Below are 24,300 nucleotides of genomic sequence, written 5' to 3' on the forward strand. Positions count from 1 at the left end.
GCCACGCAGGCAGCGATCACTCTCGGTCGTGCGCTTGGCTAACATCTGACCGTTCGCGTTGTGTTGATGCGGCGGGTCGCGATGGAAAGACTCGCAGGGGGGCAGATGAGGCAGATCTTGTTCGCGGCGATGATCGCTCTGGCAGTGTCGATCACGTTGACGCCGCTGTTGATCCGGTTGTTCACCCGGAAGAAACTCGGTCAGGAGATCCGCGCCGAAGGACCCAGCAGCCACCAAGCCAAGCGCGGAACGCCCACCATGGGCGGGATCGCGATCGTGATCGGTATGTGGGCGGGATACCTGGGCTCGCATCTGATCGGCCTGCGCTATCACGCATCCGGAGTCACGGCCTCCGGACTGCTGGTTCTGGGTCTGGCTACCGCGCTGGGCCTGGTCGGATTTCTCGACGATTTCATCAAACTCTACAAGCGGCGCAATCTCGGGCTGACCGCCCGCGGCAAGTACGTCGGCCAATTCGGTGCCGCGATCATTTTCGGCGTGCTGGCACTCCGTTTCCCCGATAGCACCGGCCTGACCCCGGCCAGCAGGCACCTGTCGATCCTGCGCGATGTCGGCTGGCTGTCGTTCGTCCCGGCGTTGTTCCTGCTGGCGGTGTGCATCATGGTGGTCGCGTGGTCGAATGCCGTGAACATCACCGACGGGCTCGACGGTCTGGCCGCGGGATCGATGGGCCTGACGCTAGGTGCCTATGTGCTGATCACGTTCTGGCAGTTCACCAACGCGTGCACCACCCGTCCCGGGGTGGGGTGCTACACGGTTCGCGACCCGCTCGATCTGGCCCTGGTCAGCGCGGCGGCGGGCGGGGCCTGCGTCGGCTTCCTCTGGTGGAACGCGGCACCGGCGAAGATCTTCATGGGCGATACCGGATCGCTGGCGTTGGGTGGGCTGCTGGCCGGGCTGTCCATCACGACCCGCACCGAACTGCTCATGGTCGTGATCGGTGCATTGTTCTGCGCCGAGATCCTCTCGGTTCTGTTGCAGATCGTCGTCTTCCGGACCACCCGCCGACGGCTGTTCCGCATAGCCCCGATGCACCACCACTTCGAACTCAGCAGCTGGCCCGAGACCACGGTATCCATCCGATTCTGGCTGCTCACAGCAATTTCCGCGGCTACCGGCCTGATGCTGTTCTACGGAGAACACCTGGCAGCGACCCGATAGTGAAAACCTGTTCGGACCGGCCACGGGTGAGCTGACATTGCGACGGCGCCGGCACAATGCGGAACCGGCTGCCCTACGAAGGTTCGGAATCCGCCACTGCCGGAGCATCGGTGTGGACCAGGTCGTAGACGTACGACCGATCGCCCTTGCAGCTCACCCACACTCCTTCGGGCGGAAGTTCACCTCGCCCGGCATCATCGAATGGACGACTCGACACTGCCGCCTCCGCAGTGCACACCACCCATCCGAAATCGGGAAGCCGCCGACACCAGATGTCGAGGTCGACCCGCTTGTACGACGGAAATCCGTACGCGTCCCCGTCCCGAACGAACTCATAGGTCACCCCATCCACCCGCCGCACGAACCGCATACCCAGCATCGAGCCATCCTCGACGACGAACTTTGCCGAGATCAACCGGGTATTGGGAGCGAAGGTACCCCGAGCGCACTCATCTACCGTGTCCCGCGCGTTCTGTACCGGCTAGCGCCAACCGGCCGTCTACGAGACCCAGTAGTGGCTCGAGAACATCCGCCGGGATCCGCACCGGGTCCCGTTGAGATGACGGCCCTTTCCTCTAGGCCGCGCCTCAGCAGCGGTGGGTCACTTGACCGAGCCGAACCACGACCGGACGCTACGCTGGATGCTCGACCGGGGTGGAGGTTCAGCACGTCGTGAGAGACGGTATGCAGCCGCGCATGGTGGTGAGTATCGGGGAGTTGGCGCGCAGGACCGGGATTGCGGTGCGCACGATCCGGTTCTATTGCGACGAGGGCATTCTGGAATCGTGCCGCAGCTCAGGTGGGCATCGGATGTTCGATGCGCAGATCGCGACTGAGCGGCTGCTGCTGGTTCGACGGCTGCGCGCGCTCGGTCTCGGCCTGGGTTCGATCTCCGATGTGCTCCACGCACGGCGGTCGATCGCTGAGGCGATCGCTGCCGAAAGCGCGCGAGTCGATGCCGAATTCAGGTCGTTGGCCTGGCGGCGCGCATCGCTGCGGGCCCTGGGCGCAGCCGGACCGACGCAGCTGGCGCAGCGAATGGCATTGCTGGCCGCCGCAGAGGACGGCGATACGGCACACGACTACCTCCTCCGATTCTGGCGGCGTGTCCTCGCACCGATACCGCAACGCGACTTCGATATCTACATGTACTGGAATGTCCCGGAACCGCCGGGCGATCCCTCTGTCGAGGAGGTTGTCGCGTATGCCGAGTTGGCGGCCCTCGTCAGCGATCCCGCGATGGACAGCGTTGTGCGACAGCAACTCTGGCGAGGCCAACCGGAGCTGATCCGTGACCGTCGCGGCTTGTACACCGATGTGGGTGACATTCTGGTGGATGTGGTGTCACTGGTCATGGAAGGAGTGCGGCCACACGGCGGCAGTGAACTCGATCGATTCGTCGGCGCTCACGCCGGTGCACGCGGTGAACGCGACACTCCGCGTTTCCGAGAGCAATTGCTGATCGACGCGACCGACAGCGACCATCGGATTCGACGGTACTGGGCCCTCACCGGTCAATTCCTCGGAACTCGCGTCACTGTCGGGCAGGCCCACCACTGGCTGTTCGACGCCCTGAGCAGCTGCACCGACCCAGTGAACGGGCCAACAGCTTGGCAATCCGCACTTGTCTCAGGTGATCTGAGCGGTTCCGGCAACGAGCCCGACAGCGCACGACGTCGCGCCGGCCGACGGGCCGAACTGCTCCGACACCTGCTGTAGCACCAGCCCGCATCTCGACTCGCCACGAGGACGAGTGCAACTATCGTGCCGCTTACGGCTGGATCCCCAGCGGTCCAAGCGGTGGCCGATCAGTGGTGTTGGCAGCATCGTTCGCTGCGCGGCTACCGTGGCGAGGTGAATTTCATCCAAGGGGGACTGATGATCGATCAACGCCCGCTGTCGGGGTGGGGCCGTACCGCATCGTCTGTGGCGCAGGTACTTTGCACTCCCGACCTCGACAGGGTCGCCAAAGCCGTCGGCGCTGCCGGACCGCGCGGGGTCATCGCCCGGGGGCTCGGTCGCAGTTACGGTGATCCCGCCCAGAACGGCGGCGGCCTGGTCGTCGACATGACCGCCTTCGACCGCATCCACGACATCGATCGCGACACCGGCGTGGTCGACATCGACGCCGGCGTCAGTCTCGACACCCTCATGAAAGCGGCTCTGCCCCAGGGCCTGTGGGTTCCGGTCCTCCCCGGCACCCGTCAAGTCACCGTGGGCGGCGCGATCGCCTCCGACATCCACGGCAAGAACCATCACTCCCATGGCAGTTTCGGCAACCATGTCCTCTCGATGGAACTGCTCACCGCGGACGGCACGCTACGCACCCTCACTCCCGCAGGAGCCGACGCGGATCTGTTCTGGGCCACCGTCGGTGGCATGGGGCTGACCGGCATCGTCGTGCGCGCCCGGGTACGGATGAAACGCACCGAAACCGCGTACTTCCTCGTCGACAACGACCGCACCGACAATCTCGAACAGACCATGGAACTGCTCACCGGCGGCTCCGACGACGGTTACGAATACTCGATGTCGGTCCCTGACACCATCAGCACCGGCCCGAAACTCGGCCGCGCGGGCTTCAGCCGCGGCTCCCTGGCCACCCTGGATCAGCTCCCGCCCAAATTGCGCCGCGACCCGCTGAAATTCGATGCACCCCAACTGCTCACGGTGCCCGACGTCTTTCCCAACGGCATGGTCAACAACCTCACCATCCGCATCGCCGCCGAAGCCGCGCACCGGGTGTATCCGAGGCAGGCGCGCGGGCGCATCCAGAACCTCACGCAGTTCTATCACCCCCTGGATCTGCTGGGTGAATGGAACCGCGCCTACGGCCGCCGCGGGTTCCTGCAATATCAGTTCTCCATGCCCTTCGGCGCCGAACCACAGCTCGCGGCCGCGGTGCGCGCGATCGCACACTCCGGCCACCGGTCGTTCCTGAACGTGTTCAAGCGCATGGGCGCCGCCAACCCGGCCCCACTGTCGTGGCCGCACCCAGGGTTCATGCTCAGCCTGGACTTCCCACTCAAACCCGGACTCGGCGAATTCTGTGCCGAACTCGACCAGCGGGTCCTCGACGCAGGCGGACGCTTGTACTTCGCCAAAGACTCCCGCACCACCCCGGAAATGGTCCGCGCGATGTACCCGCGGCTCGAGGAATGGCGGCGTATCCGCGACAGTATCGACCCCGAACGGATCTTCGTCTCCGACCTCGCCCGCCGCCTGCACCTCATCGACGACAACCTCGCCCACACAGGCCACTGATCACCGGCAAGCGTTGCCCACCAGGAAAATACGGGTAGGCAACGCCTAGCCCAAACGCCCTCTTCTACCGCATGACGCGCTGACCGAACCGGCCAGCGCGTGGTGTCGGAGATCAACGGGCAGAGCGTCGTACGACCCGCCGGCAGTGCGCGCTCATGCCGATGTGCGGACGCAACTCCTGCGGTCGGCAGCTGCTGGCTTGTTACCGAACTGTGCGCAGGGCGATCGGACGCGACATGAGGCTGCGGCAACCCGGCGAGAAGGTCCCGCGGCTCCTTCACCCGAGCGCGAGCCGGGGCAGTGACCGGGACCGCCTCACCTCTGTCGCTGCCACAGCGCCAACGTCGCGCCGCCGGGTTCGTCGATCACGACCACCGACCCTGACGGAAGGTCGGTGCGGGGCTTGACGATTCGGGCGCCAGCAGATGACGACGGCCTGAACGGGTAGCACGCGGTCAGCGCGGGCCCGGCTGGTCGGGCTCGGTTACATCGATGAACAGGGGGCGTAGGGAGTGGATCACGTCGTCGACCGGGTCGATCGACCCATCGACGCGACTGAGCACCACTGCGCCTTCGATCGCTGCCACCGCTAGGTTCGACAAGCGTCGGGCTGTGGCCGGTGCCGCGCCGTGGTCGCGCAGCACCGACTCCAAGGCGGTGCGCCAGGCTGTGAAGGCCCGGCCGGCTGCGTCGACCACACCCGGTGTGCGGTCGGCGGATTCGATGGCGGCCGCCAATATGGGGCAGCCCGAACGGAATTCGCCGGAGATCAGGCTTTCGCGCCAGGAGCCGGCGAAAGAATCGAAGACCTCGACCATGCTGCGTTCGCCGGCATCGCCGAGGATTCGGTCGATACCGCCACCGGCGATATCGACCGCCTCCTCGATGAGTTGGTCACGTCCGCCAGGGAAGTGGTGGTACAGCGAGCCGCGTGGTGCGCCGCTGTGGGCGAGAATCTCATCGAGACTGGTGCCCGACGCACCGGCGCGGCGGATCAGGGCGATGGCGCTGGTCAGCATGCGTTCGCGCGCATCGGAACGGCGTGGACTCATCGCTGCCGTGTGGTCAGGGTCCGGCGGGGATCGAGCTGTGCGGAGATGCCGCGCGCGGGAAAGCCGAGCCCCGACCTCCACCAGCGGCCCCAGCCCCGGGGTCGCAACGCGATCGCGGCGAAGAGAGGCAGAGGATCCAGGTAGGTCACCCGGCCGCGCACCAGACCGTCCTCGAACCAGAAGCGGTCGCAGGCATCCCACGTCAACGGCCTGCCACCGACGGTCCCGGTGAGCCGCACCTCGATGTACACGCCGCCGTCGAACACATTGGCCGCGAGGACCTCTCCACGCATGTCCGGAGCCAACGCGTAGACCCGCGCGAAGAAGTCGAGCAGCCCCGCCGGGCCCACCGCCGGTGGAGTTCCCGGCTGCACCGCAACGTAATCCGGATGCGTCACCAGGGCCAGGTCGGCCACCACATCGAAACGACCGGCGGCGAAGGCCGCGGTGAACAGCTCTACCCAGTGCCCCGGGTCGCGCACCCGATCAGGAAAGGGCCGATGGTCGACAGGTGTGGATTTCACGAGAACCCCTCCGGTCCAACGTATTATGTTATATGGCATAATATATAGTCCATGGGCTGAAGAGGTCAACGGTCCACCCCACGTCGAGCGATGACCGCAACAGCCGGAAGGTCGTTGTTCGGCTGTCTCTCCAAGTGAGGTCGCGTCGACGAACCAGGTGACCCATGGCGATCTCGGTTCGTTCCACATCCACCTGGCGCGCGACGACATCGGAGCCTTCACCGGACTCGCGTTGGCCAACCCGGCCGGTTGTCGCGGCCGGAGGTTGGACCCGGACCAGCCGTCTGGGTGAATTGTGTTCGCGCCCCTGATTTTTGGGGCATCCCACCCACAAGCGCTCCGATAACGCCTGCCTGACTGGACCCGATGACCAGTTTGTCCTTCCGTTTGGATGGAAGTCGGGGATGGCGTATCGATGCGAGGAGAAATATGAAGGCCAGACCAGTGCTGTTCGCCGCGTTCGCCACCGCCCTCGTGGCCGCCGCGAGCGGATGCTCCGCCAACTCGTCGACCCAGGCGGGAACAGCGAGCACGACAGTCGCCGCGTCCCAAGCGACGACCGTACCGGCGCAGGGCAACCAGTCGGCTCCGCCGCCCGCCCAGGCCCCGGGCGGCCAGGACGGCAATCCATCTGCGGGCGAACCCAATTCGCCACAGCCCGCACCTGCCACCAGTGCCGCGACCGACACGCCGCAGCCCACGATCGTGCCGGTGACCACGAATCCGGCACCCAACGGCAGCGGCCACGGACTGTGCTTCGACCTCAATTCCGGGCTCGCCAACTCGGCGATCAAAAGTCTCGCCCCGACCGCGAACGGCGGATGGGGCAATCCGTCGGCGAGCAATGACCCGATCTCGGCGGGCTGCGATGGCGTGCTGTCGTGGATGACGGTGGAATCGGGCAATATTCACCCCTACATCCATGTCCTGTTCTTCACCAACGGCACCTACCTGGGTACCGCGACGTCCAACCCCTACGGCTACACCGAGGTCATCGGAAAAACCGCGAATACCGTCTCGGTGCAGTACAAGTGGGCGAAATCCAGTGACGCCCTGTGCTGCCCGAGCGGCGGACCCAGCGTGGTGACCTTCACACTCTCGGGTGGCAAGGTGGTGGCGAAGGGGCAGTTCCCGCCGAGCAATTGAGCATCGGCGAGTTGGACCAGCAGCGCGTGCCGTGCAGGGATGTCGGTTCGGCTCGCCCGGGGCACTGGCGGTGACGCGGGCGATGCCGAGGATCATCCGGCGCGCTGATCATGCGGGACGAGCCACATGTTTGGTGGCTCGAGATGTGTTGAGGCACAGACTATTCGGAATAACGCGAGTGCGATATCGGCCGCAGTGTGGCGGGGACCCTTCTGCGGTGGGAGCAGCTCATGTCGATGACCCTGTTGGTGACAATCGCGATCCTCATGCCCGTGGTGGCGGTGGCCGCCGCCTACGCGACGGTCGCGGCGACCTACTGGTGGGAAAGCCGCCGCCGGGCAACACCGCTGATCGCGCCCGAACGCACTGTATTGCCGAGTTCCGTGCAGCGCGCGCAATGGGCTTCATCGTGCAAAGTCCCATGTAGGTCATCAGTTTTCCGACGGTGGCTCGGCCTGATTGCACGTTCAGGACCACTCGAAGCCTGGCCCGTTGCTGGACCACAACGACAGACGCTCACGCGGCACGCCGAGTATCCGCTCCCTGCGGCTTCCCACGCTGGAGGGAGCTGCGTATCAAGGGTGAGCGGATGCCCATTGGTCTTGCCGATGTGGAGGGCCCTTTGATGTATCCGAGTGGAGCGCAAGCCGGACGATCGTGGCCGACGCGCCGGCGCCGCACGGAATTCACCGAAGTTTGGTGGGCCGCCGGAGGACGGGTCAGAAGCATTGGGGGTTCATCGGGTATGGGCCGGGACCGTACGGCAGCGAAAGCGACGGTGCCGCCGAGCTGACCGGTGACGGTCAGGCATCGCATGCAGATGCCATGGTGGGCACAGACTTCGGCGCTCAACGTGTTGCGCTGCTCATACTTGAACACGTTCAAAAAATGACCTAGTCTCGCAGTTGAACACGTTCAAATCAGCGGGGAGCTGGGACAATGAATCTTGTCGTCGTCACATATGCGATCTACACGACCGTCAGTTTGGCGGTCACGTTCTGGGTGGCGCGGGTCTTGCATCGCACCGGCGCACGATTTCTGGTGGATGTCATGAATGGAGACAGCGACCTGGCCGAAGCCGTGAATCATCTGCTGGTCATCGGGTTCTGGCTCGTCAACGCAGGCTTCGTGGCACTGGCTTTGCGCATCAGCGTCCCAGTCGACGATGCGCGCGTCGCAATCGAGGAACTCGCCATGAAACTTGGCAGGGTCCTGCTCGTACTGGGCGGCATGCACTTCGCAAACCTGATCGCCCTGAACAAGATCCGCCGCAGCCGGCACAAGGAGCAGCAGGCCGGCGTCCCGCCGGTTCCGGTCGACGCCGCCCAGCTAGCCTGAGCCCCATGCCCCGCCCCGAGCCCGCGACCGCACGCGGCGAGGAAACTCGCCAGCAGATCATCGACGCCGCCCTGCGCCTGTTCGAGCAGAACGGCTATACGAAGACCACCATGCGCGCGATCGCGGGCGAAGCCGGTGTCAGCGTCGGCAACGCCTACTACTACTTCACATCCAAGGAACACCTGGTCCAGGGTTTCTACCAGCACATCCAGGCCCTGCACCAACAGCGGGTCGAGCAAGGGCCCCGCAGCGACTCCCTCGCCGCCCGATGGCTGACGATGGAACTGGCCTTCGTCGATGTAGCCGCGCCCTACCACGAGTTCGGCGGCAAATTCTTCGCCATCGCCGCCGAACCCACCAGCCCGCTCAGCCCATTCAGCGACGAAAGCCGACCCGCCCGACAGACATCCACTGCCATCATCAGCGACATGGTCATCGGCACAGATGTCAAGGGCGACAAGCGGCTGATGGCCGAGCTACCGAATCTGCTGTGGCTGGCCCACATGGGCATCGTCCTGTTCTGGGTCCACGACCGCAGCCCTGACCAGGAACGCACCCGACTGCTGATCCGCCGAACCGCCCCACTGGTCGAACGCATCGTGGCGCTGTCGAGACTCCGTCCACTGCGCCCCGTCCTATACCCAGCCCTGGATCTCATCCAGGACCTCAGCAACTAACAGGCACACCGCCGACGAAGGCATCAGCCCCATCGCCGAAGCGGGTAGCCGAAGGTCTACGGGCCGAGATCATCTCGGCCCGCCGAACGCACTGATCTGCCGAATGCAGGGCGATCGATGCTTGACCACAATGTGTTTCGGCTTGCCGACTCGTCGCGGGTGCCACTGTCGCAGCCACACAGCCTCGCGCGGCGCCACCGCAAGGCCGCAACCGTCAACGTCGCACACACCGGCGGCAGGGCTCTCCGCGACGAGGAACAACTCCGGCATCGCGGTCCAGTGAGGATGACCGGAAAGGAAGGATCGAGGGAGTTCACGCCTGGTGTGGGTGGTGGCCCGTCCGCCTGTCTCAATCGGTGCGACGGTCACTCTGAAATAGATGTCAGTCACTTTCGATAGGCTGCGCCAGTCCCCTTGATACATGGGGATTTTCGACAACCGGGGAGTGAAGTATGAGAATGTCGGTCCTTGCTCGTTCGACCGTCGGTCTCGCCGCAGTCGCGGCGATGGGGGTGGCCACCATCGTTTCGGCTACGACCGCATCAGCAGCCATGACCATTACCCCGTCGCAAGCCTATTGCGTCGGCACCACTTACACGATCACCCTGCCAGCCGCCGATGCCGCAGCGCTGGAGACGAACCCGTCGCTGGATCAGATCGATTTCAACTACAACTACACCGGCACCGGCGGCACCATTGGCCTGGTGACCTGGACCAAGGGCCAGGACGTCACAGTGCAGTGGACGCCTTCCCAGGCTGCGCAGACCACCGTCTCCGCAGTCGCCTACGGCGAATGGACCGGTGTGGGCACCGTACGGCTGTCGATGGCACCGATCAACGTTGTCCAGAGCGCTCCCGCTGGTTCGAGCTGCACAGCCCCTCCGGCTGGAACCGGAACGGGAACCGGTAGTGCGAGTTCCATTCCGGTGATCGGCGGTCTCCTCAGCAGCCTTTCGGCCCAGAAGTAGTAACACCCTGCCGGAAGCCCTGGCTTGTCAGGGCTTTCGACAGTCCGCAGAGCGTCCGCGGTAGCGCCACGCGTCGCTCTGCTGACCAACGTCACCAACGCTGGCTTCAAGACCATTTTCGCCGCCTACGGGCGGCACGGGGAGGTAACCATGAACGTCAAGAACGCACTCGTCCGTACGGCGTTGGGCACGGCCGCTATCGCCGCCGCCATCGTGACCAACGCTGGCACCGCGGGTGCCGATGTGCAGCTGCAGCCGATCAACAACGGCACCCAGCAGAACTCCGACATCAGCGGGTACGGCTCGGGTAGCGCCGCGGGCTCCGGCCACGCCATCGGCGACATGATCGGAAGGCTGTTGTTCCACAACGACAACTGACCCGCGGGTCCGTGCCCCTGCCTCGTCCGGCAGTAGCGTCGAGACGATGAGTCGAGACTGACCTGGACGGGTTGCTCCGGCGACGAGCCCATCATCGACTCACCACAGGTTCCAAAGTCACCCCGACTGTGTGGTTGAGACACAAGAAAGCCCTGACCATTTCACATGGTCAGGGCCATTCTTCTATTCAGGGAGGGGTGAGAGTGCACCACCTGATGCGATATGGCCGCATACCGAGAAGGACCACAAATGGTGGGATCACCCGGCGCTCGACTACTCGGCACCCAACGTCCTACACTGCCGCTGGTCGCGCTGACCGAATCGGTCAGCGCGGCACCGCGGAAGATCAACCGGCCGTTGCCGATCCGAGGCCGGCCAGTGTCTACACATGCCGCGTTTCGTTCGACCGGTGCAATCCCGCACGATCCGCTGTAGAACAGCAATTTCGCGCCAATTCCTCAGCTGTAGTGCATGTTTAGAACGGTTGGGCTGGCCGTCCATGCCCGCGTGGCAGCGCACGCTCCTGCCGCGTAGCGCGCGGCTCGGATCGGCCACGCGCGATTCACCTGCCCACCCCAGTCCGCCCATCGGTGTCCTGCACAGCATGCGATCGTGCCTGAGACGACCCGATCTGAGCAACCACATTTTCGTGGCCCGAACCGTGGTGTTCGATCACGCACCGGACACCCAGCAAACGCACGCTATTGCCATATACCGCGCTGATCGTACCGGCCGGCGGGCATCGGAAGATCTACTGGCCGTGCCGATCCGAGGCCGGCGGAACGTCCGCTACTGCCGAGGACCGGACATTCCGATGCTGATGAAGCTGTCCGGGTACACATCGGTTCGCAGCCTCGCGAAGTACTCGAGGGTCTCCCGATGAGGGTTTCTGAACTTCTGCGCCGATACCGAACTCGCCGCGCGCCGCCACGCCGCCGGTCGACGAACAGTCTTTCAGCCCGAGAGGAACACGACGAGTACTGAGATATCTATCCCGTTGTGCGAAACGGCATTTCATGGCTTGTGCCAAGGGCACGAGCCCACTGCCAACACCATGACCTGGGGTGGGCCACCTCTGGTGACGGATCGAGTGCGTGACATTGCCGGTGAAGGTGGCCCGTTCGACCTTCCCGTTGTGCAAAGCGGCATTTTATGTCTTCTGAGGCAGGCCAATAACGTCGGATTCATGGAGTGGAATTTTCGGTCGGCCGAAGAGCTTTCAGCTGCGTTGGGTGCCGGTGAGGTGACATCGGTGGAACTGACCGACGAGGCGATCGCCCGTATCGAGCGGGACGACAAGGCGATCAACGCGATCTGTGTGCCGGATTTCGATCGTGCGCGGGCCGCCGCACATCGTGCCGACCAGGCGCGCGCCCGCGGCGAGGACCGGCCGTTGCTCGGTATCCCGGTGACGGTCAAGGAGTCCTACGACATGGCCGGGCTGCCCACGACCTGGGGCATGCCGCAGCAGGCGAACTATGTCCCGGCCGAGGACGCGGTACAGGTGTCGCGGCTGAAGGCGGCCGGCGCGGTGGTGCTCGGGAAGACGAATGTGCCGTTGATGCTGCGAGATATCCAGAGCTTCAACGAGATCTACGGCACCACCAACAACCCGTGGGATCACGGCCGCACGTCGGGCGGATCCTCCGGCGGGTCGGCGGCGGCCCTGGCGTGCGGATTCGGCGCGCTGTCCATCGGCTCGGACCTCGCCGGTTCGCTGCGCACCCCCGCGCATTTCTGCGGCATCTACGCACACAAGCCGACACTCGGACTGGCGCCGACCCGCGGCATGGTCGCGCCGCCCGCGCAGGCCATGCCGATCGACCTCGACCTTGCTGTTGTCGGCCCGATGGCGCGCACCGCCCGCGACCTCACGCTGCTGCTCGACGTGATGGCCGGACCGGACCCGCTGACCCACGGCGTCGCCTACGACATCGCACTGCCGCCCGCGCGCCACGAGCGGCTGGCCGACTTCCGTGTCCTGATCATCGAGGACCATCCGCTCATTCCGACCGGATCGGCGGTGCGGGCGGGCGTGAACCGGGTCGCCGAGGCGCTCGTCGACGGGGGCGCCCGCGTCGAACGGCACAGTCCGCTGCTGCCCGATCCGACCGAAGCGGCGACGCTCTACATGCAACTGATGCTGTCGAACGCCGCCGCAAGTCTTTCCGTCGACGTGTACGAACAGCTGCAGACCCACGCCGCCGCCCTGAGCGCGGACGACCGGAGTCTCGATGCGGCGCGGCTGCGCGGCATGGTGCTCAGCCACCGCGGCTGGGTCGAGGCGAACAACCGTCGCGAACTCCACCGCCACGGCTGGCGGCAGCTCTTCGCCGAGTTCGATGCCGTGGTGTGCCCCATCACACCCACTCCCGCCTTCCCGCACAACCACAACGGAGGTCTGGAGAACCGGCACATCGACATCGACGGCGTCGAGTACCCGTACTTCGACCAGCTCGTCTGGGCCGGTATGGCCACCATGCCCGGCCTGCCCGCCACCGCCATCCCAGCGGGCCGGTCACCCGAGGGGCTGCCGGTAGGAGTGCAGCTCATCGGTCCGATGTTCGAGGACCGCACCCCGCTGCGACTGGCCGAACTACTCGAGCAGAAGATCGGCGGCTTCCAGGCGCCGAGTTAAGGCGCACCACCGGGTGTCCACCCGGGGACGAAGCGCCCGCCGAAATCGCAACCGACCACAACGAACCGAGAATCGTCACAGAAGTCCCGCGCGGTCCGAGTCAGCCATGCGCCCTATCGGAAATCAACGCACCGAACTCATCTCGGCTCGAAGCCAGTTCGCCTGGTCGATCGCCGAGTGGCGCCTCTTGGAGGCGATTTCGAGCAAATCGTCTCCAGGGTGTGCCACTCGATGGCTGGGCTGCAGGCTAGTTGGCCGATGAACGCACTGAACTGCCGCATACCGCGCTGACCGAACCGGCCAGCGCGACACCACGGAAGATCAACGGGCCGCAGGCATCCCGGGCGGCCGACCCTCCGCTGGCGTGGGTGTGGCGCGGGCTAGGGCCTCAGAACGATTTTGCCGTGGGTGTGTCTGCGTTCGAGTTCGGTGTAGGCCTGACGAACCTGCGTCAACGGGTAGACGTTCGCGATCGGGACTTCGAGGTGTCCGTCGGCGATCAGGCCGGCCAGTTCGGCGAGGACCTCGGCGCCCGGCCTGCCGTTGGGCCCGGGTTCGGTTTTGACCCCATACTTTGCGGCTGCTGGGAAATCGATGATGGTGTCGATCCGCTCGATTGCGACGCCGAGAGCGAGGGCAAGTTCGACGTACCCGTCGCCGTAGGTGTCGATGAAAGCATGGATGCCGCCCGGTGCGGCGGCCTTGATCCGGTCCATGACGCCGTCACCGTATGCGACGGGGATTACGCCGTGGCTTTGCAGCCACTCGTGGTTGCGCTCGCTCGCCAGACCGATAACCGTGGCTCCGGCACGACGCGCGAGCTGAACGGCGAGTGAGCCGACTCCTCCGGCGGCTCCGGAGACGACGACGCTCTCGCCCTGCTCAAGCTGTACGGAATGTACTGCCCCCCATGCAGTCACGCCGGCAATGTATAGCCCGCCCGCCACTTCCCATGGGACGTTCTTCGGTTTGGGGGTGAGGTTGTCGACATCGACGAGGACCAGCTCGGCCTGGGCGCTTCGCCGCTCGGAGAATCCGATCACCTCGTCACCGGGCGCGAATCGGCCAGCTTCGGCGCCGATCTCGACGACGACTCCGGCGAGATCGCTGCCCTGCCCGGAGGGAAAGATGGAGGGAAAGATGTCCGTCATCGCGCCGGTGCGCAATGCCGCCTCACCGGGGTTGATGCCGGCTGCTCTCACCTGCACGAGGACCTGTCCTTCCCCGGGCACGGGACGGTCGACCTCCTCGATCCGCAGGACGTCGATTCCGCCGAATTCGTCGTACCTGACTGCTTTTGTCATTGTCTTGCTTCTCCTCCGGAGCGCCATGCGCGGCTGACTTCGAGAACGGGAATGGCTCGCACCGGCGTGCCGATCACCAGGGCACTGTTCCGGCGTCGTCGAAGAATCCGCCGGTCGGTCCGTCGTCGGGCAGGGTCGCGAGGTGAATCGCGATCGCCGCCCCCTGCTGTGGTGTGCGGACGCCTTGGAAGCCGTTGAGATCGGTGGCGGTGAAACCGGGGCAGCCGGAATTGATCAGGATGTTGGTGCCGCTCAGTTCCTTGACGTATTGGATAGTGACGGCGTTGAGGAACGTCTTCGAGGCCAAGTACGCAGTGGGAACCGGGCCCATGTCGATACCGGGCGTGGTGTGCAGGGCGAGCGAGCCGACACTGCTGGACATGTTGACGATTCGCGGTGAGGCCGAGGCGCGCAGCAGCGGCAGCATCGCGTTGGTGACCCGGATGACCCCGATCACGTTGGTTTCCACGACAGCTCGCACGGTCGCGGGATCGACCGTGGTCGGTGTCTGCGGCGAACCACCGGTGATCGCGGCATTGTTGACCAGAACATCGAGCCCTCCGGCATGGTCGGCGATCAACTCGGCCGCCGCTGCCACACTCGCGTCGTCGGTCACATCGAGCGGCACGGCGAACGCATCGGTTCCGGCCGCGCGCAACTTCTCCACCGCGGTCTCGCGGCGTTGCCGATCTCTCGCGCCCACACCGATTCGCCAGCCGAGGGCGCCCAGGCCCGCCGCGATCTCGTATCCGATTCCTTTGTTCGCGCCGGTCACCAGCGCAATCGTCGGTTCACTCATGCCGTCGATCATGCTGTGGACTCGGGTGGGGCATCCAACACCGATCGGGTGGGCGACGATACCGCACGGGTATTGGTCGTGGTGAGCGCCGGATACGATGACACGGTGGAGACGCGGGAGTTGCGATACTTCGTCGCCGTCGCCGAAGAATTGCACTTCGGGCGGGCGGCGCAACGGCTCTCGATGGCGCAACCACCGCTGTCGCGGGCGATCCAGCAGCTGGAACGGCGGCTCGGAGTCGTTCTGCTGCACCGCAATTCCCGCGCGATCACGTTGACCAAGGCCGGGTCGGTGCTGCTGCGGGAGGCCCGCCTCGCCCTCGAAGCGGTCGAAGCCGCCGAGCGCCGCACCCGCCGCGCCGCTGCCGACCGGCCCGGCGTGGTGCTGGCCACCAAGGCAGGAGCGTCCAGCGAACTGTTGTCGAAGCTGCTGGACGCCTACGCCGCCGACCCCTGCGCTGTCGCGGTCGAGGTGGTGCTGTGCGGGCCCGGCGAACCGGAAAACCTGCTACGCAACGGGCGTGCCGACGTTGCTCTGCTCCTCCGGCCCTACGACACGACGGCCGGATTCGACACCGAGGACCTGCACACCGAACAACAGGTCGTGGTCCTGCCCGCCGGGCACCCCCTCGCCAACCGACCCCACATGTCGATGGCCGAGGTCAACGCCCTGACGGACCTGCCCCTGCCGCGCTGGCCTCGACCGGATGGAAGTTATCCGGACGGCCCCGGCCCACAGGTTCGCGACCACACCCAGTTGATCCAGCTGATCAGGCTCGGACGGGCCTGCGCGGTCATGCCCGAGTCGCTCCGAGCCCAACTACGCGACGATCACGCCATCGTGCCGGTGCCGGACGCACCGGCCGTCACGACCGTCATCGCCTGGCCACCACACAGCAGATCCAAAGCCATCGCCGACCTCGTCCGTACGGCGATACGCCTCTAGCCGATAACATCCGCAGATGCCGTGCACCGCGCTGACCGAACCGGCCGGCGCGTACCCGGCCGGCGCCGAGAATGCTCGCGGCTCAAAACGTCCGTTTTGCCGAATTCCAGTGCGGGAACACGTGGCATCGACGGTCCCGAGCTGTTCGCATGCGGGCGATTATTCCGACGCCCCGGGACTTGGCCATGACCACGATGCCGGATCGGGGATCCGCCATGGCGGGTTCAGGCGATTGGCTCCGGCGTAGAAGAGGCAAAGACGGTGGCCGTCGGGATCGCGCAGCCATGCCTCTCGCCACAGCCACGACATGTCGGCGGGCAGGCTGTCGAAATCCACGCCCGCAGCGCGTAGCCGGGCGCATTGGTCGTCGAGGTCATCGGACTCGAAGTAGATGGACACCTGCGCGCCGCCGGGCACGGAGTCCACCAGCTCGACCGAAAACGTGCTGTCGCCCTCAGGACATTGGAACCGCAGGTAGTGGTCATTTTTGACGATCAGCTGGAGTCCGAGCAGTTCATAGAACCGCTCGGACCGGCGCAGGTCGGTGGTACCGATCGTGATCTGATTCAGCCGCATCCGGCCACTGTGCAACCTCGAGCGCGGTTCAGGTCAACCGTTCACGTGAGGTTGCGAGCGAGATCGATGTCTGTTGCCGCACAACCGATGACGCGGCCGCTTCACCGATTCCGGTTGCACGCCACCGCTGCGGCCAGCCTGTTCAGCGGAAGAATTCGCGCAGTACGCCGGCCACCGCGGGGACGTCGTCGGGGTGATGACGTTGACCGGGCAAGGTGACGGTGCGGGCATCGGGCAGCGCCCCCTGGAGTAGGTCAACGCTGGCTGTGCCGTACGGATCGGTGATCTCGCCGGCGAGGAGAAGGGTGGGCAACTCGATGGCCGACCAGGATGCGATATCGGGGTCCATCGCCGTGAGGCATTCGAGATCGGCGACCAATCCGGCCGCGCGGAAGGCGAGAGCGTCCGCGAGCGGTTGCAGGGCCGCGCGGGGAGGGACGGGATCGGTAATGGCGGTGAAGAATTCGATGATCGCGTCCTCGGGCCGTCCGCTCTCCATATGGAGCCGAACCTTCTCGAGCGTCGGCGTCAATGGAGAGCCGGCGAGCGCGACCGGGGGCTCGTACAGTGCAAGACGCCGCACCATCGACGCATCCCGCTGCATCGCCTCCAAGGTGACCAGACCGCCCGCCGAGTGCCCGAAGACGAAAGCAGGTTCACCCACCGCGGCCAGGACCGCCGCCAGATCGGCGGCTTGCGCGGCGAACTCCGCTGGGCGCGGGCCGTTTCCGCTCGATCCGTATTCACGTCGTTCGATCACGACGACCCGGTAATCCGGAGCCAGCAGCCCGGCCAGCTCCAGATACGTGTCCAAGGTGACCAACGCGCCGGGAACGATCACCAGCGCCGGCCCCGCCCCTTGCGTCTGAAAGACAATGCGCGTCCCGTCGGCCGACACGACGCTCTCGATGCAAACCGCCACGTTTCGATCTTGACATACATCTGCGGGTCCGCAGAGACACGAAGCATTCGCGCAGCCCGTCAGTGCAAACCCCAATGTTGTTCGCCCACCGCGCATTCCGACAACCGGCAAGACTCACATGTCACTCGCGAACCAGATACACGGCCGCGCAGCACATCCTCTTCTGCAGCGGGCCGCGCTGACCGAACCGGCCAGCGCGGGGATCGGAAGATCAACGGGCAGAGCGCTGTACGACCGCCAGCGGTGCGCGCTCATGTCGAATGCCGTACATCGGAGCGGCTCAGGTGTTGATCCACCAGGCGAGAGGGTTGTCGTCTTCGTCGTAGACGTTGCCGTACCCCCATGCACAGCCGTGCTCGGTCGCCCATCCCTCGATTACATCCTCTATCGCAGGAAAACCGACCGCGACCGGCACTGTGATCACGATGAAGCGTCGGTCGGGTGGCATCTCGACCAGGCCGCCGAGTCGCTCGAATCCCGCAGTGAGAGTGTTGATCCCGGCATCGGAGGGCGGCATGGCCGTCGGGTAGGCCCGCAGGCAGAGGTTTCCCCCACGGCGCAGTACCTCGAAACCGCCGTCGTCGAACACGCGAAGATGGTCTCCGGCGGCGAAATCGTAGGTCAGGCCGGGACTGCCGAGAATCTCATAGTCGTTGTGTTCCAGTAGCTTTGCGGGAAGTACCTCGTAGACGGGTTCCCCCGAAGCGCCTGCCCCAGCAAGCACCCGGACGTGCGTATGGCCGCGGGCACTCTGATCATCTGACACGGGTGGATTCTGTCATCACACTCTCACGACACCCAGGCAGCCCCGAACGTGCGGCACCAGAGTTCTGATCTCGCTCCGTGGCATCCGGGTGCCGAGCCTCCGCGAAAACCGGTTGGCGGACCGCGGCGACCACTGCTACTTTCCTGAAGGCCGTGCCGGAGAACGAGGAGGTGGTACCCGTGAACGCAGTATCGACATGGGTGCTCCCCTCAGGGGTCACGGTCGGGCGATAGGTCGTCCGGGAGCGCCGTTCAGCAGCACTCCCGAAAGGCACGACCGTGCAATTCAATTCCGAAAAGCGCCTGGACGACAACGTCCGCGAGCGTGAATTCACCCTCGGCGAGATCCCCGGCATCCTGTGGACGCCCGCATCCGCATCCGCGCCAACCCCGCTGATCCTGCTCGGCCACCCTGGTGGACTGCAGAAGATGTACCCCCGACTGGTGGCCCGGGCCCGGCACGCCGTGGCGGAAGGCTTCGCCGCGGCCACGATCGAACTCCCCGGCGGCGGTGACCGGCCCCGTTCCGCAGTCACCGATCAGGCTCGCGCCGACCTGCACCGGGCGTTGAAGGCCGGCGAACCGGTCAACGACGAAATCGTCGAACGCCTCATTCTCCCGCTGGTCGAACAGGCAGTTCCCGAGTGGCGAGCCACCCTGGACGCCCTCCTGGCGTTGCCCGAGATCGGCGGCCCGGTCGGGTACGCGGGAGGGGTGATCGCCCTCGGCCTCCGGCTGGCGGTGGTCGAGCCGCGCATCTGCGCCGCCCTGCTGTTCGCCGGGAGTTTCGTGCCCCGCAGCATGTTCGCCGAGGCCCGGCAGGTCACCATTCCGCTGCACGTCCTGTTGCAGTGGGACGACGAGGGAAACGACCGGCAGCTGGCCTTGGACCTGTTCGACGCCTTCGGCTCCGAGGAGAAGGCGCTGCACGCCAATATGGGCGGGCATACCGGCGTCCCGGCGTCCGAGGCGGACGGCGGGAGCCGGTTCTTCGCCCGGCACCTGAAGTGAGGCCGGCCCGCCGGGTCGGCAGCAGACGGTAGGAGCTGTCGGCCAGGATGCCGCCATCGAGGACAGGTCCCGACCCTCCTCGATGGCGGTGGCGCCATATGCGAGTTACCTTGTGCCAGAACATGTCCAGGATCAACCTGGCAAGATCATCGTGAACATGGGGGTGGGTTGTGTTTCTGGTTCGAGCGTGGCGGCTACTAGTGTCGTTCGCCGCGATCCTAGCCGCGGGCGCCATCGGTCAGGCGACAGCAATGTGGCTCGGCTTCACGGTGCTCTTCGCAATTCTGATCGGCGGAATCATGTTCGAGAACCGCGTCATTCGTCGCAAGCTGAGGTGACCCACTCCGAACCGGCCAAGCACGACCGCTCGGACGATCAACCGGGCCGCCTCCGGATACCGTGATGTCGTCAGTGGGGACGGTCGGGGTGTACGAGGCCGTGTTGGTGGGCGTAGACGACGGCGTGGATGCGGTCGCGCACACCGAGTTTGGCGAGGACTCGGGAGACGTGGGTTTTGACCGTTTCCTCGCCGACGCCCAGGGCGGCGGCGATCTCGCTGTTGCTGCGGGCATCTGCCACCAGTAGGAGTACCTCACGTTCGCGGGCCGTGAGTTGTGCCAGCTCCGGTGGCTCGACCGGCGGGGCGATGCCGGTCATCAGGCGGGTGGCCAGGCGGCGCGTCATGGACGGGTCGATGACGGCGTCGCCGCGCACGGCCACCCGGATGGCGGCCACGAGTTCCTCGGGCGGAAGGCTTTTCAGCAGGAAGCCGCTGGCCCCGGCCGACAGCGCGCGGTGCAGGTTGGCCTCGCTGTCGTAGGTGGTGAGCACCAGCACCCGGGTGCCGCCCGCCGCCACGATGGCGGCGGTGGCGGCGAGCCCGTCCAGCTTCGGCATGCGCACATCCAGGATCGCCACGTCCGGATGGGTGCGGGCGGCCGCTTCGATGGCGGCGCGGCCGTCGCCCACCTCGGCCACGCACTCCAGATCCGGGTGCGCGTCCACCACCGCGCGCAGACCGGAGCGGAACACGGTGTGGTCGTCGGCGATCAGGATGGTGATGCTCATGTGGCTCCGATCGGCTCTGCGGTCCCCATGAGCATCATGCGGACCCGATGGGCACGGAAACCCGGATGACCCAACGGGTTCCGGACGGGTCGGCACCGTAGGCGACGGTGCCGTCGAACAGTTCGACCCGGCGGCGGATCCCGTCCAGGCCGCGCGGCACCCCGGTGGTGCTCTCCAGGGCCGCAATGGGATTCGTCTCGCGTAACTCCACCGCGCCCGGGAGATAACCGATCTCCAGCGCGGCCGCATCACGCCCGTGCCGCAGCGCATTGGTCAGCAGCTCCTGGACCACCCGGTAGAGCATGACGTCCAGCGACTCCGGCAGCACCGGCGGCTCACCCGAAACCGTCACGTGCACAGTCAATCCGGCGTCCCGCACCCGCTGTACCAGATCCTCGATATCGGCCAGGCCGGGCTGCCGCTCGCCCTCGTCGTCGCGGCCGTGCAGCAGGTCCAGCTGCCGGCGCAGATCCACCATGGCGGCGCGGCTGCTCGACTCCACCGCGGACACCGACCGCGCCGCCGCCTCGGTATCGGTGCGGGACAGCGCCATTCGCGCCACCCCGGCATGAATCCCGATGGCGCTCACATGATGCGAGATGACGTCGTGCAGATCCCGGGCGATGGCCTCACGCTCATCGGCCAGCGCCCGGTCCAGCGCCGCCCGCTGCTCCTGCTGCCGCAGGCTCTCCCGCTGCTCCAGCTCCGCGATATAGGCCCCGCGCGCCGCGGTGTACCGGCCCACCAGCCAGGGCACCACGCCCGCGCCCAGCGCGAAGGTCGCCAGCCGGATCGGATTGTTGGCGCCCGCGATGGCCGCCACCAGATTCACCGTCAGCGAGCCGCCGGCCAGCAGCAGCACGGTCAGCACCGAGCTGAGCCCGCTCAGCCACGCACCCGCCTGATACCCCGCGACCAGGAAGCCGACATCGAAAACCCGTGCGGTGATGCCGTAGTGGTGGGCGAACAGCGCCACCGCCACCTTCACCACCACCTGCGCCACCGCCACCGCGGCCGCCGTCGAGGCGGGCGCGGCCAGCGCCAGATCCGCGGCCAGCGTGGCCAGCGTCAGGATCGCGGCCAGCGCGGGCGCGGCGCCGAAGGCCCCACACATCACCATCTGGGCGCTGTCCAGCGCCGCCGCGACGGCGGCCACCAGCAGCGACTGCCGGGCCAGCGACCTGGTCACATCCATGGCCGCACGGTACCCCGGGGACCGCCCGTCCCCCGTGTGGGGGACGCGGAATCCCCCGTCGGCGCGACGATCCGCGCGCGCCACCGCACTAGCGTCGAGCACATGCCAGCAGCCCGACCGCCCCGCCGAGGAGCACGACCGTGAATGCCGACCTGTTCATCTACGCCCTGCCGGCGTTCGCGCTGCTCATGTTGATCGAATGGATCGACAACCGGCGCGACCCGGACCGCCCGGCCAATGGCATCGACCGGCGCGACACCACCTCCAACATCGCCACCTTCGTGCTCGGCCGCATTGCCAAACCGATTCTGGCGCAGGTGATTCCGTTCTCCGGCGTGGTGCTGGCCGCGCGCTTCACCCCGCTGCACCTGTCACCGGCGCACTGGTGGGTGTGGGTGCTGGGCCTGATCGTCACCGATTTCTGCTACTACTGGGCGCACCGCGCCGACCACCGGGTGCGGCTGCTGTGGACCTCGCACAGCGTCCACCACTCCAGCCGGTTCTTCAACTTCTCCACCGCCATCCGGCTGCCCTGGGCGCATCCGGCCGCCAATATCGTGCGCGGCCTGTGCTGGGTGCCCGCGGCACTGCTGGGCTTCCCGGCCTGGATGGTGTTCGCCCTGCAGTCGCTGGGGCTGCTCTACCAGTTCCCGATCCACACCCAGCGCGTGAAAACCCTGTGGCGGCCCCTCGAATTCGTGTTCAACACCCCGGCCCACCACCGTGTGCACCACGGCTCCAACCAGCCGTATCTGGACACCAATTACGGTGGCATCCTGATCATCTGGGATCGCCTGTTCGGCAGCTTCGCCGCGGAAACCGAACCGATTCGCTACGGGTTGACCAAGGACATCGAAACCGACAATCCGATCAAGGTCAATTACACCGAACTCGTCGATCTCGTCCGTGATGTCCGGACTGCCCGAACCTGGCGCGGCCGTCTCGGATATATCTTCGGCCCGCCCGGCTGGCACGAGAATGCCGCCACCCCCGACCTCGAAAAGGTCTCGGCCGCGGTCTAGCCCAATAAGAAAAGGGGCGCTTCGTCTTACGACGAAGCGCCCCTTTCGCTGCTCGGCGAGTGGCTACGCCACACCCTCCGCGCGAGCCGCGTTGCCGACGGCCTCGGCGACGGCCGGCGCGACCCGCGGGTCCAGCGGGCTCGGGATGATCTTGTCCGCGGACAGCTCACTTGCCACCACGTTGAAGATCGCCTCGGCCGCGGCCACCTTCATGCCCTCGGTGATGCGGCGCGCACCGGCGTCCAGCGCGCCCTTGAACACGCCCGGGAAGGCCAGCACATTGTTGATCTGGTTCGGGAAGTCGCTGCGGCCGGTGGCCACGATGGCGGCGTACTTCTTGGCCACCTCGGGGTGGATCTCCGGGTCCGGGTTCGACATGGCGAACACGATGGACTCGGGAGCCATGGACGCGATGAGCTCCTCGGCGATGGTGCCCGCCGACAGGCCCAGGAACACGTCCGCGCCCTCGAGCGCCTCGGCCGCGCCGCCGGTGAGGCCGCGCGGGTTGGTGCGCTGCGCCAGTTCGGCCTTCACGTTGTTGAGGTCGCCGCGATCCCGGCTCACGATGCCCTTGGAGTCGAGCACGACGATGTCGGAAACCCCGGCGGCCAGCAGGATGTCGGTGCACGCCACACCGGCCGCGCCGGCGCCGGACACCACGACCTTCAGGCCGGACATGTCGCGGCCCTGCACCGCGGCCGCACCCTTGAGGGCGGCCAGCACCACGATGGCGGTGCCGTGCTGGTCGTCGTGCATGACCGGGCAGTCGAGGGCCTCGACGACGCGCTTCTCGATCTCGAAGCAGCGCGGCGCGGAGATGTCCTCCAGGTTGACCGCGCCGAAGCTCGGGCGCAGGCGGATCAGGGTCTCGACGATCTCGTCGACGTCCTTGGTGTCCAGCACGATCGGGATCGAGTCCAGACCGGCGAACTTCTTGAACAGCGCCGCCTTGCCCTCCATCACCGGCAGCGAGGCGCGCGGGCCGATGTCGCCCAGGCCCAGCACGGCGGTGCCGTCGGAGACGACCACGACCAGGCGCTCGGCCCAGGTGTAGGTCTTGGCCAGACTCTCGTCCTTGTGAATGCCGCGGCAGACCTGCGCCACACCCGGGGTGTAGGCGATGGACAGATCACGCTGGGTGTCGAGCGGAGCGGTGAGTTCGACCGAGAGCTTGCCGCCAAGGTGCCCGGCGAAAATTTCTTCCGTGGTGATGTCGGACAGGTTCGCCCCATTGGACGCGGGGGCCTCGGTGGCATTCACTGCTTCAGTCACGGATGACACGATTTCACTCCTGATCGGTTCGGACTCAACCGTTTGACGGTTACCGTTCGGTAATAGCGGAATTTGTGGTTTCGGTGCTCATATATCTTTTGCCGCAGCCGCGTTCAGCGACGTCGACACCACTTCCGAGCCACTTCGTGGAAACCTTGCCACCTCATCGTGGCGACGCATACAAAGTATTACGGCATTGCGAGAAGTGTGTCGCGGCAGCGCAGATCGTCGAGCGAGAACCGGAGGGGTGTGTC

Annotated in this window: 23 protein-coding genes; 13 read left to right on the forward strand and 10 right to left on the reverse strand. The window is 66.1% G+C overall.

Features of this window, described 5'->3' with window-relative positions; genetic code table 11:
• The first annotated feature begins 105 nt into the window (after nucleotides 1-105).
• The 3 genes from mraY to ACWEQQ_RS22655 all read left to right on the forward strand — a co-directional run bounded on the left by mraY (nucleotide 106) and on the right by ACWEQQ_RS22655 (nucleotide 4,446).
• Nucleotides 106-1,182, forward strand: a complete 1,077-nt coding sequence (gene mraY, locus ACWEQQ_RS22645) for a phospho-N-acetylmuramoyl-pentapeptide-transferase (protein ID WP_452343619.1) — start codon at nucleotides 106-108, stop codon at nucleotides 1,180-1,182.
• Nucleotides 1,183-1,878: 696 nt separating this feature from the next.
• Nucleotides 1,879-2,901 (forward strand): MerR family transcriptional regulator, encoded by a 1,023-nt coding sequence (locus ACWEQQ_RS22650; protein ID WP_452349678.1) that lies wholly within the window; start codon nucleotides 1,879-1,881, stop codon nucleotides 2,899-2,901.
• A gap of 159 nt (nucleotides 2,902-3,060) precedes the next feature.
• Nucleotides 3,061-4,446, forward strand: a complete 1,386-nt coding sequence (locus ACWEQQ_RS22655) for an FAD-binding protein (RefSeq protein ID WP_452349581.1) — start codon at nucleotides 3,061-3,063, stop codon at nucleotides 4,444-4,446.
• 455 nt (nucleotides 4,447-4,901) lie between these two features.
• Here the strand turns inward: ACWEQQ_RS22655 and ACWEQQ_RS22660 are convergent, their stop codons facing one another.
• A complete protein-coding gene (locus ACWEQQ_RS22660; RefSeq protein WP_452349582.1) occupies nucleotides 4,902-5,498 on the reverse strand; it encodes a TetR/AcrR family transcriptional regulator in 597 nt (198 codons plus the stop codon).
• Nucleotides 5,495-6,022: a nuclear transport factor 2 family protein gene (locus ACWEQQ_RS22665; protein WP_452349583.1), complete on the reverse strand. Its 528-nt coding sequence runs from the start codon at nucleotides 6,020-6,022 to the stop codon at nucleotides 5,495-5,497. Before ACWEQQ_RS22665 ends, ACWEQQ_RS22660 begins: the two co-directional genes overlap by 4 nt.
• A 429-nt stretch (nucleotides 6,023-6,451) precedes the next feature.
• Between ACWEQQ_RS22665 and ACWEQQ_RS22670 the strand changes: the two genes are divergently transcribed.
• The 6 genes from ACWEQQ_RS22670 (at nucleotide 6,452) to ACWEQQ_RS22695 (ending at nucleotide 13,167) form a co-directional block, all read left to right on the forward strand.
• Nucleotides 6,452-7,168 (forward strand): LppP/LprE family lipoprotein, encoded by a 717-nt coding sequence (locus ACWEQQ_RS22670; protein ID WP_452349584.1) that lies wholly within the window; start codon nucleotides 6,452-6,454, stop codon nucleotides 7,166-7,168.
• Nucleotides 7,169-8,107: 939 nt separating this feature from the next.
• Nucleotides 8,108-8,506 carry a hypothetical protein gene (locus tag ACWEQQ_RS22675; protein ID WP_452349585.1) on the forward strand — a complete coding sequence of 133 codons (399 nt, stop codon included), beginning with the start codon at nucleotides 8,108-8,110 and terminating at the stop codon, nucleotides 8,504-8,506.
• A 5-nt stretch (nucleotides 8,507-8,511) separates the two neighbouring features.
• Nucleotides 8,512-9,183 carry a TetR family transcriptional regulator gene (locus tag ACWEQQ_RS22680; protein WP_452349586.1) on the forward strand — a complete coding sequence of 224 codons (672 nt, stop codon included), beginning with the start codon at nucleotides 8,512-8,514 and terminating at the stop codon, nucleotides 9,181-9,183.
• Nucleotides 9,184-9,635: 452 nt separating this feature from the next.
• A complete protein-coding gene (locus ACWEQQ_RS22685; RefSeq protein WP_452346049.1) occupies nucleotides 9,636-10,151 on the forward strand; it encodes a hypothetical protein in 516 nt (171 codons plus the stop codon).
• A 150-nt stretch (nucleotides 10,152-10,301) separates the two neighbouring features.
• Complete coding sequence (locus tag ACWEQQ_RS22690; protein ID WP_452349587.1) at nucleotides 10,302-10,529, forward strand: hypothetical protein; 228 nt, start codon at nucleotides 10,302-10,304, stop codon at nucleotides 10,527-10,529.
• Nucleotides 10,530-11,619: 1,090 nt separating this feature from the next.
• Nucleotides 11,620-13,167: an amidase gene (locus ACWEQQ_RS22695; protein ID WP_452349588.1), complete on the forward strand. Its 1,548-nt coding sequence runs from the start codon at nucleotides 11,620-11,622 to the stop codon at nucleotides 13,165-13,167.
• A gap of 380 nt (nucleotides 13,168-13,547) precedes the next feature.
• On the opposite strand, the gene ACWEQQ_RS22700 is transcribed toward ACWEQQ_RS22695, so the two are convergent.
• Nucleotides 13,548-14,471, reverse strand: coding sequence for an NADP-dependent oxidoreductase (locus tag ACWEQQ_RS22700; protein WP_452349589.1), 924 nt, complete (start codon nucleotides 14,469-14,471; stop codon nucleotides 13,548-13,550).
• Between the two features lie 73 nt (nucleotides 14,472-14,544).
• On the reverse strand, nucleotides 14,545-15,270 hold the full coding sequence (locus ACWEQQ_RS22705; protein WP_452346046.1) for an SDR family oxidoreductase: 726 nt from the start codon (nucleotides 15,268-15,270) through the stop codon (nucleotides 14,545-14,547).
• A gap of 48 nt (nucleotides 15,271-15,318) precedes the next feature.
• Between ACWEQQ_RS22705 and ACWEQQ_RS22710 the strand changes: the two genes are divergently transcribed.
• On the forward strand, nucleotides 15,319-16,215 hold the full coding sequence (locus ACWEQQ_RS22710; protein WP_452349590.1) for a LysR family transcriptional regulator: 897 nt from the start codon (nucleotides 15,319-15,321) through the stop codon (nucleotides 16,213-16,215).
• Nucleotides 16,216-16,374: 159 nt separating this feature from the next.
• Here the strand turns inward: ACWEQQ_RS22710 and ACWEQQ_RS22715 are convergent, their stop codons facing one another.
• The 3 genes from ACWEQQ_RS22715 to ACWEQQ_RS22725 all read right to left on the reverse strand — a co-directional run bounded on the left by ACWEQQ_RS22715 (nucleotide 16,375) and on the right by ACWEQQ_RS22725 (nucleotide 18,479).
• On the reverse strand, nucleotides 16,375-16,791 hold the full coding sequence (locus ACWEQQ_RS22715; RefSeq protein WP_452349591.1) for a VOC family protein: 417 nt from the start codon (nucleotides 16,789-16,791) through the stop codon (nucleotides 16,375-16,377).
• Nucleotides 16,792-16,933: 142 nt separating this feature from the next.
• Nucleotides 16,934-17,713 (reverse strand): alpha/beta fold hydrolase, encoded by a 780-nt coding sequence (locus tag ACWEQQ_RS22720; RefSeq protein WP_452349592.1) that lies wholly within the window; start codon nucleotides 17,711-17,713, stop codon nucleotides 16,934-16,936.
• A 280-nt stretch (nucleotides 17,714-17,993) separates the two neighbouring features.
• A complete protein-coding gene (locus tag ACWEQQ_RS22725; RefSeq protein ID WP_452349593.1) occupies nucleotides 17,994-18,479 on the reverse strand; it encodes a DUF4265 domain-containing protein in 486 nt (161 codons plus the stop codon).
• A 278-nt stretch (nucleotides 18,480-18,757) separates the two neighbouring features.
• Between ACWEQQ_RS22725 and ACWEQQ_RS22730 the strand changes: the two genes are divergently transcribed.
• Both ACWEQQ_RS22730 and ACWEQQ_RS22735 read left to right on the forward strand, forming a co-directional pair.
• Entirely contained in the window at nucleotides 18,758-19,489 is a 732-nt protein-coding gene (locus ACWEQQ_RS22730) for an alpha/beta hydrolase (RefSeq protein WP_452349594.1), read from the forward strand.
• Nucleotides 19,490-19,689: 200 nt separating this feature from the next.
• Nucleotides 19,690-19,827 (forward strand): hypothetical protein, encoded by a 138-nt coding sequence (locus tag ACWEQQ_RS22735; RefSeq protein WP_452349595.1) that lies wholly within the window; start codon nucleotides 19,690-19,692, stop codon nucleotides 19,825-19,827.
• Between the two features lie 70 nt (nucleotides 19,828-19,897).
• Here ACWEQQ_RS22735 and ACWEQQ_RS22740 read toward each other — a convergent pair whose 3' ends face one another.
• Both ACWEQQ_RS22740 and ACWEQQ_RS22745 read right to left on the reverse strand, forming a co-directional pair.
• On the reverse strand, nucleotides 19,898-20,557 hold the full coding sequence (locus ACWEQQ_RS22740) for a response regulator (RefSeq protein ID WP_379427292.1): 660 nt from the start codon (nucleotides 20,555-20,557) through the stop codon (nucleotides 19,898-19,900).
• Nucleotides 20,558-20,591: 34 nt separating this feature from the next.
• Complete coding sequence (locus ACWEQQ_RS22745; protein WP_452349596.1) at nucleotides 20,592-21,752, reverse strand: sensor histidine kinase; 1,161 nt, start codon at nucleotides 21,750-21,752, stop codon at nucleotides 20,592-20,594.
• Between the two features lie 140 nt (nucleotides 21,753-21,892).
• Between ACWEQQ_RS22745 and ACWEQQ_RS22750 the strand changes: the two genes are divergently transcribed.
• Nucleotides 21,893-22,774, forward strand: coding sequence for a sterol desaturase family protein (locus tag ACWEQQ_RS22750; RefSeq protein ID WP_452349597.1), 882 nt, complete (start codon nucleotides 21,893-21,895; stop codon nucleotides 22,772-22,774).
• A gap of 63 nt (nucleotides 22,775-22,837) precedes the next feature.
• On the opposite strand, the gene ACWEQQ_RS22755 is transcribed toward ACWEQQ_RS22750, so the two are convergent.
• The gene (locus ACWEQQ_RS22755; protein ID WP_452349598.1) at nucleotides 22,838-24,046 is read right to left on the reverse strand and encodes an NAD(P)-dependent malic enzyme; all 1,209 of its coding nucleotides are present in this window, start codon (nucleotides 24,044-24,046) and stop codon (nucleotides 22,838-22,840) included.
• Between the last annotated feature and the right edge of the window lie 254 nt (nucleotides 24,047-24,300).

The organism is Nocardia sp. NPDC004123 (assembly GCF_053603795.1).